Genomic DNA, 7392 nt, shown 5'->3' with positions numbered 1-7392 from the left:
CTAGCTCTTTGACCCGTTCTTCTTCGGCTTGGCCTTCTTCGCCGGTTTCTTCGCGGGCGTCGTTGTTCCGAGCATGCGGCGCACCGCCGCCTCGAAAGCCGGATTGATGTTGGGAGGAAGAAGCTTGGGCATTGGCAATCTCCGAAGCAAGCAAGCGGCGGCGGCTCGACGCCTTGGGTACCAACGAACGCGCTTCACAATAGGCGATTCTCTCGGCGTCCATCAACTGGCAGGCGCCGCGTGGCACGCGCTCGACTCATCCTCCTCCCCAACTCCGTTGGGGAGGTGTCGCCGTCATACGGCGACGGAGGGGTCATGACTCGTGCGGACCGCGGGCGTCTTGCCCGCTCATGATCTTGTTCATGAGCGGGCGAGACGCCCGCGGTCCAGAAGACCATGACCCCTCCGCCCCGTATGACGGGCGAGGATTCGGTCGCCCCTAGGCGAAGTCCTGCGCCAGCGTCTGGCGCACGGCTTGCGGCATCACCGCCATGTGGCCGTAGTTCGGGTGATCGAAGCCTACGACGACGTCGTCCTTGCCACCACGGAAAGCCGCGATCTGGGCCGGCGTGAAAGCAAAGCGCAGGAAGTGAACCGACGACGTCTTGCCGTCGTCGCGCGAGCGCTCCTGATCGCTTTCGGCCGCGCCGCGGACCTTCTCGCTGCCGATGCGGATGAACGCGGTATGCTCGACGCCGCCCAGGGCGGCGAGCACACGGGCGCGGCGGACCGGGTCGTCGATCTCGAACATGACGGTGGCGACCAGCTCGCTGCCCTGCGGGATAAGCGGATTGTAGGCCGCGAGCTCGCCCGGGATCTGCTCGGCGCCGCCCTTCTCGATGAACAGCATCTCGTGCACCTGATGCAGCATCGTGTCGTACGATTCGAAGTAGAACATCGCGAACGGCCCGACCTCGAGCCGGCGGTTGCGCTTGAGCTCGGTGATACGGCGGCGGCGCTCGGCACGCTCCCGGGCGTAGTCGGCCATCGGCAGGATGACCGACGCCTCGATGCTGCGTGGTGTCATGGCTGCTCCTCCATCAGGCCGTAGGCGCGCGCCATCAGCTCGATCGGATGGCGGGCGCGCGACGGCTTGGGTTTTTCGTCTCCGGCGGTGATCTCCATCACCTGCATCAGGTGGTCGGCGGCGAGCGGACATTCGGAAGCGACGAAGCTGGTGTCGTTCTTCAGTGCCGCCTGGGCCGCCGGCTTGCCGACCTTCACCGCCGTCTCGAAATTCTCGGTGCGGGCGCCCCAGATGCCGCCATGGCCGCTGCACCGCTCGATCACGGCGACGCGCGTCTGCGGCACCAGGCGCAGCATCTCGGCCGCCTTGGCACCCATGTTCTGGGCCCGCGCATGGCAGGCGAGATGAACGCTGACACCACCCTCGATCGGCTGCAGGCCCGGCGCCAGCCCCTCCTTCTTCGCGATGTCGACGACGTACTCGGCGATGTCGAAGGTCGCCCGCGACAGGCGCGCCACGGCCGGATCCTGGGGCAGCAGAAGCGGCCATTCGAACTTGAGCATCAGGGCGCAGGACGGCGTGAGCGCGATCACGTCGTAGCCCTTGTCGACCCACGGCAGCAGCGCCGCCGTCACCTTGTGCGCAGCATCCTCGACGCCTTCGAGATCGCCCAGCTCGAGCTTGGGCATGCCGCAGCAGGCGGGATGGACCACCTCGGTCTCGACGCCGTTCCTGGCCAGCACGTCGCGCGCGGCGGCGCCGATACCGGTGTTGTTGAAGTTCACGAAGCAGGTCGCATAGAGCACGGCCTTGCGCTTGCCGTAGGCCGGCGCCGCCTCGTCGAGGAAGGCGCCTTCGCGCGCCGCGCGCATTACGAAGGTCTCGCCGGCATAGCGCGGCAGGCGTGCGCCGTGATGGATGCCGGCCAGGCGCTGCAGGCCGCGCCGCGTCAGCGTGTTCTTCTCGTCGGTCGCCCAGTTGGCGGCGCCGGCGACGAGGCTGCCCAGCCGACCGGTCTGGTCGGTATCGGCGAGGCGCGCGTCGACGAAATCGATGCCCTTCTTGCGGGCGTGAACGGCGCGATGGCGCAACATGAGATGGGGAAAATCCAGCGCCCATTCGTGCGGCGGCACATAGGGACACTTGGTCATGAAGCACATGTCGCAGAGCGTGCAGGCTTCCTCGACATCGGCGAAGCGCGCCCGGTCGACGCCGTCGAGCTCGCCAGTCGGCCCGTTGTCGATCAGGTCGAACAGGCGCGGGAAGGAATCGCACAGATTGAAGCAGCGCCGACAGCCATGGCAGATGTCGAAGACGCGCTCCATCTCCTTCTCGAGTCCCTTCTCGTCCCAGAACCAGGGATTGTGCCAGTCCAGGGCATGACGAACGGGAGCTTCGAGGCTGCCTTCACGCATGGGGGATTCGCTTGGTTGGGGGCGCAGTTTGGGGTCGAGATCGAGCGGGATGAAGACGACTCTGCGCGATCTCCTCCTCCCCAGCTCTGCTGGGGAGGTGTCGGCGTCTTGCGCCGACGGAGGGGCCACGGTTCATGCGGACCGCGGGCGTCTCGCCCGCTCATGCTCATGATCATGAGCGGGCGGGACGCCCGCGGTCCAGAAGAGCATGACCCCTCCGTCGCCGTATGACGGCGACACCTCCCCAGCGAAGCTGGGGAGGAATTATGAGGTCCCTCGATGCCGGATCAGGCCAGGGTGTCGAGCGCTTTCTGGAAGCGGCCGGCGTGGCTCTTCTCCGCCTTGGCGAGCGTCTCGAACCAGTCGGCGATCTCGCCGAAGCCTTCCTCGCGCGCCGTGCGCGCCATGCCCGGATACATGTCGGTATATTCGTGCGTCTCGCCGGCGATCGCAGCCTTCAGGTTGGACGACGTGCCGCCGATCGGCAGGCCGGTGGCCGGGTCGCCGCTGGCCTCGAGGAACTCGAGATGGCCGTGGGCATGGCCGGTCTCGCCTTCGGCGGTCGAGCGGAACACCACGGCGACGTCGTTGTAGCCTTCGACGTCCGCCTTCTGGGCGAAGTAGAGATACCGACGATTGGCCTGGCTCTCGCCGGCGAATGCAGCCTTCAGATTGTCCTCGGTCTTCGAACCTTTGAGATTCGCCATCGCTTTTCTCCCTCTATCCTGTGCGGTCGGCCCCTCGACCGGACCGCTGGCCGAAGTATGGGTAGCCCCGGCGAGGGCGTCAAGCTCTTTAGAATGATTCTAAAGTGTGAGAACGATTCGCAAGGTGCGAGCAAAAGCCATCGATTTCAGCGGCGGACGCGGACGATGACATCCACGCGCGACAGGCGCGTGCCCTTGGGCGGCGGCGGCAGGCCGCCGATGGTCACCTTGTCGGACGGAAAATCGTGCAACTCGCCGTCCGATTCGACGAAGAAATGATGGTGATGGCCGATGTTGGTATCGAAATACGACCGGCCCGGCGCGACCACGACCTCGCGCAGCAGCCCGGCGTCGCGAAACTGGTTCAGGGCATTGTAGACGGTGGCGAGTGAGACCGGCATCTGCGCCGCCCGGACCTCGGCGTGCAGGCTCTCTGCAGTTACATGGCGATGGCCACCCCCGAACAGGAGGCGCGCCAAGGCGACCCGCTGGCGGGTCGGCCGCAAGCCGACGGCTCGCAGGCGGCTGGGGAAGTCGGGGCTGGAATCAGGCATCGGTCACTCCCTATGTAGAGCGCAGGAAGGCCTCTGAAAAGGCCTGCCCGGCCGGCCGCGCCGGTTTGCGCTCGGCGTCCGGCATCCCTATTGTCGTGGAGATTCCAAAATCGGATGCCCTTGGGGACGGTACGTGTGAGCGAGCAGAAGCACAGCTATACCTTCGAAGACCTGATCGAATGCGCCAAGGGGCGCCTGTTCGGGCCGGGCAATGCCCAGCTGCCGCTGCCGCCCATGCTGATGTTCGACCGCATCCTGAAGATCCAGGACACTGGCGGCCTGTTCGGCAAGGGCGAGGTCGTGGCCGAGCTCGACATCAAGCCCGACCTCTGGTTCTTCGGCTGCCATTTCAAGGGCGATCCGGTGATGCCGGGCTGCCTGCCGCTCGATGCGCTTTGGCAGCTGGTCGGGTTCTTCCTGGGCTGGATGAAGGCTCCCGGCCGGGGGCGGGCGCTGGGGGTCGGCGAGGTCAAGTTCACCGGCATGATCGTGCCGACCGTGCGCAAGCTCACGTATCATGTCCATCTGAAGCGCGTCATTCTCCGCAAGCTGGTCCTGGGCATCGCCGACGGCTTCGTCTATGCCGACGACAAGCAGGCCTACGAAGTCAGCGGCTTGAAGGTCGGCCTGATCCAGGACGCGGCGGCGGTTCCGGCAGCGGGCTGACATCATGAAGCGAGTCGTCGTCACCGGCCTGGGGATCGTCTCCTCGATCGGCAACAATGCCGCCGAGGTCACGCGCTCCCTGAAGGAAGGCAAATCGGGCATCGAGTTCGTGCCGCAATACAAGGAGCTCGGCTTTCGCAGCCAGGTCGCCGGCACCCTGAAGATGAACGTCGACGAGCTAGTCGACCGCCGGCTGCGCCGCTTCATGGGCGACGGGGCGGCCTATGCCTGGCTCGCCATGAAAGAGGCGATCGCTGACGCCGGCCTCGGCGAGGCCGAGATCTCGAACGAGCGGACCGGCCTCGTCGCCGGTTCGGGCGGCCCGACCACCGGCGCCATCGTCCAGTCGGCGATCATCGCCAAGGAGAAGGGACCCAAGCGGGTCGGGCCGTTCATGGTGCCGCGCGCCATGTCGAGCACGGTGTCGGCCAACCTGGCGACCTCTTACAAGATCAAGGGCCTGTCCTATTCGATCAGCTCGGCCTGCTCGACCTCGGCCCATTGTATCGGCAATGCCGTCGAATGCATCCAGCTCGGCAAGGCCGACCGCATGTTCGCCGGCGGCGGCGAGGAGCTCGACTGGACGCTGTCGGTGCTGTTCGACGCCATGGGCGCCATGTCGTCGAAATTCAACGACACGCCCGAGCGGGCGAGCCGTGCCTACGACAAGGATCGCGATGGCTTCGTGATCTCGGGCGGCGGCGGCATCCTCGTGCTGGAGGACCTCGAGGTGGCGCGCGCCCGGGGCGCGCGGATCTATGCCGAGGTCATCGGCTACGGCGCCACCTCCGACGGCGCCGACATGGTGGCGCCGTCCGGCGAAGGCGCCGTGCGCTGCATGAAGCTCGCCCTCGACGGCTTCCCGGGTGCCGCGCGGCGCAATGCGCCGGTCGACTACGTCAACACCCACGGCACGGCGACGCCGGTGGGCGACATCACCGAGCTCGACGCCATCCGCGCCGCCTTCGGCAACGACCGGCTGCCGACCGTCAGCTCGACCAAGTCGCTGACCGGACACAGCCAGGGCGCCACCGGCGCACACGAGGCGATCTACTCGCTCCTGATGCTGAAGGAGGATTTCGTTGCCGCCTCGGCCAACATCGAGAACCTCGACCCCGGCGTCGGCGACTACCCGATCGCGCGCCAGCGCATCGACAATGCCGGGCTGCAGACCGTGATGTCGAACAGCTTCGGGTTCGGCGGCACCAACGCCTGCCTGGTGTTCTCGCGCTACAATCACTGAGGGGACCATGCCCGACAATCGTCCCCTCGCCGCCGCGCCCGATGCCTCCGGCGGCGGTTCCGGCGACGCGAGCGCTGCCACCCACACGCCCTCGCGCGCCGTCACGCTGCCCGAGGTCCCCAAGCTGATGGCCGGCAAGCGCGGCCTGGTGATGGGCGTCGCCAATGACCGCTCGATCGCCTGGGGCATCGCCCAGGCGCTGCACGCCGCCGGCGCCGAGATGGCCTTCACCTACCAGGGTGCCGCCTTCGGCAAGCGCGTGCTGCCGATGGTGCAGAAGCTCGGCTCGAAGATCGTCGAGGAGGCCGACGTCGAGAACGAGGAGAGCCTCGACCGGCTGTTCGAGCGCCTGCGCCAGGAATGGGGCAGGCTCGATTTCGTGGTCCACGCCATTGCCTTCTCCGACAAGGAGGAGCTGAAGGGCCGCTACGTCGACACGACCAAGGCCAACTTCCAGCGCAGCCTCACCATCTCCTGCTACTCCTTCACCGAGATCGCCCGCCGTGCCCTGCCGCTGATGACCGAGGGCGGCAGCCTGGTCACGCTGACCTACGAGGGCGCCGTGCGGGTGATGCCGTCGTACAACGTAATGGGCGTCGCCAAGGCCGCCCTCGAGGCGAGCGTGCGCTACCTCGCGGCCGATCTCGGCCCGCAGGGCGTGCGCGTGAACGCGATCTCGGCCGGCCCGATGCGCACCCTGGCCGGCGCCGTAATCGGCAGTGCGCGCTACGTCTACCGCGTGTCGCGCGAGGCCTCGCCGCTCCGCCGCAACATCGAGCTCACCGACGTCGGCGGCGCCGGCCTCTACCTGCTGTCCGACCTGAGCGCCGGCGTCACCGGCACGGTGCACTACGTCGACGCCGGCTACCACGCCATCGGCATGCCGCACGCCGGCGCCAACGGCAACGGCAACGGCCAGAACGGCGAGTAGGGCGAGCGAGATTTTCATTCCCCTCCCCAGCTTCGCTGGGGAGGTGTCGCCGTCATACGGCGACGGAGGGGTCATGAGCCATGGCCCCGCTGTCTCTTGTGACTCATGACCCCTCCGCCCCGTATGACGGGGCACCTCCCCACCGACGGCGGGGAGGGGAATGAAGGAGTGGAACGTGAAATCGGAAGCCTGAAATGACCGCTGACGCCAAGTCCTTGCACGAGTCGGCGATCGTCATCGACGCCGTCTGTCCGCTGCTGATGGATCCGCGCCATGTCGACCTCTATCGGCGCGGCGGCGCGACCGCGGTGGCGCCGACGGTCGGCGGCTCGGAGAACGCGGAGACGGCGCTGCGCGCCATCGGCCGCTGGATCAAGCTCATCCGCAACGCCGGCGATCTCGCCCTGGTCCGCCGCGCCGCCGACATCGAGGCTGCCAAGCGTGACCGTCGGCTCGGCATCATCCTGCACTTCCAGGGCGCCGATCCGATCGAGGACGACGTCGACCTGATCGACGCCTACAAGAGCCTGGGCGTCGGCATGATCCAGCTGACCTACAACGTCAGGAACCGCGTCGGCGACGGCTGCGAGGAGCCAGGCGACGCCGGCCTCAGCCGCTTCGGGCGCGACGTGGTCAAGCGGCTGAACGAGGCGCGAATCGTCGTCGATTGCTCGCACACCGGCTTGCGCACGACGATGGACGCGATCGAGGCCTCGCAACGCCCGACCGTGTTCTCGCATGCCGGCGCCTTCAGCGTTCATCCCTCGCCGCGCAACATCACCGACGAGCAGATCAGGGCGGTGGCGGCGACCGGCGGGCTGGTCGGCGCGGTCGGCTTCCCCGCCTTTGTCGCGGGTGGCCACCGGCCGACGCTCGACCAGTTCATCGCCCACATCGATCACATGGTGA

9 protein-coding genes are annotated in these 7392 nt (G+C 67.3%); 4 read left to right on the top strand and 5 right to left on the bottom strand.

What is annotated here, in order from left to right; genetic code table 11:
• From AB7O82_RS35835 to irrA, 5 genes are all read right to left on the bottom strand, one after another.
• The coding region (locus AB7O82_RS35835) for a hypothetical protein (RefSeq protein ID WP_428553477.1) at positions 1–247 on the bottom strand (247 nt) is incomplete at its 3' end.
• A gap of 192 nt (positions 248–439) precedes the next feature.
• Positions 440–1027 carry a DUF3501 family protein gene (locus AB7O82_RS35830; RefSeq protein ID WP_428553474.1) on the bottom strand — a complete coding sequence of 196 codons (588 nt, stop codon included), beginning with the start codon at positions 1025–1027 and terminating at the stop codon, positions 440–442.
• Entirely contained in the window at positions 1024–2382 is a 1359-nt protein-coding gene (locus AB7O82_RS35825; RefSeq protein WP_428553471.1) for a heterodisulfide reductase-related iron-sulfur binding cluster, read from the bottom strand. Before AB7O82_RS35825 ends, AB7O82_RS35830 begins: the two co-directional genes overlap by 4 nt.
• 287 nt (positions 2383–2669) lie before the next feature.
• Complete coding sequence (locus tag AB7O82_RS35820; RefSeq protein ID WP_428553468.1) at positions 2670–3089, bottom strand: rubrerythrin family protein; 420 nt, start codon at positions 3087–3089, stop codon at positions 2670–2672.
• Positions 3090–3235: 146 nt separating this feature from the next.
• Entirely contained in the window at positions 3236–3643 is a 408-nt protein-coding gene (gene irrA, locus AB7O82_RS35815; RefSeq protein ID WP_428553465.1) for an iron response transcriptional regulator IrrA, read from the bottom strand.
• A gap of 135 nt (positions 3644–3778) precedes the next feature.
• Between irrA and fabA the strand changes: the two genes are divergently transcribed.
• The 4 genes from fabA to AB7O82_RS35795 form a co-directional block, all read left to right on the top strand.
• Positions 3779–4309, top strand: a complete 531-nt coding sequence (gene fabA / locus AB7O82_RS35810) for a 3-hydroxyacyl-[acyl-carrier-protein] dehydratase FabA (RefSeq protein ID WP_428553462.1) — start codon at positions 3779–3781, stop codon at positions 4307–4309.
• 4 nt (positions 4310–4313) lie between these two features.
• Complete coding sequence (fabB, locus tag AB7O82_RS35805; protein ID WP_428553459.1) at positions 4314–5552, top strand: beta-ketoacyl-ACP synthase I; 1239 nt, start codon at positions 4314–4316, stop codon at positions 5550–5552.
• 127 nt (positions 5553–5679) lie between these two features.
• Entirely contained in the window at positions 5680–6483 is an 804-nt protein-coding gene (locus tag AB7O82_RS35800; protein ID WP_428553480.1) for an enoyl-ACP reductase FabI, read from the top strand.
• Positions 6484–6677: 194 nt separating this feature from the next.
• A partial coding sequence (locus AB7O82_RS35795) for a membrane dipeptidase (RefSeq protein ID WP_428621646.1) occupies positions 6678–7392 on the top strand: 715 nt, incomplete at its 3' end.

Origin of the sequence: Reyranella sp. (assembly GCF_050185545.1) — a bacterium.
GTDB lineage: Bacteria > Pseudomonadota > Alphaproteobacteria > Reyranellales > Reyranellaceae > Reyranella.
This window is presented reverse-complemented; position numbering and strand designations above follow the sequence as displayed.

Excerpts from the sequence above, each read along its gene's own strand:
- AB7O82_RS35800 (WP_428553480.1), top strand. The coding sequence starts at position 5,680 with ATGGCCGGCAAGCGCGGCCTGGTGATGGGCGTCGCCAATGACCGCTCG.
- fabB (WP_428553459.1), top strand. The coding sequence starts at position 4,314 with ATGAAGCGAGTCGTCGTCACCGGCCTGGGGATCGTCTCCTCGATCGGC.
- AB7O82_RS35820 (WP_428553468.1), bottom strand. The coding sequence starts at position 3,089 with ATGGCGAATCTCAAAGGTTCGAAGACCGAGGACAATCTGAAGGCTGCA.
- AB7O82_RS35830 (WP_428553474.1), bottom strand. The coding sequence starts at position 1,027 with ATGACACCACGCAGCATCGAGGCGTCGGTCATCCTGCCGATGGCCGAC.
- AB7O82_RS35825 (WP_428553471.1), bottom strand. The coding sequence starts at position 2,382 with ATGCGTGAAGGCAGCCTCGAAGCTCCCGTTCGTCATGCCCTGGACTGG.
- irrA (WP_428553465.1), bottom strand. The coding sequence starts at position 3,643 with ATGCCTGATTCCAGCCCCGACTTCCCCAGCCGCCTGCGAGCCGTCGGC.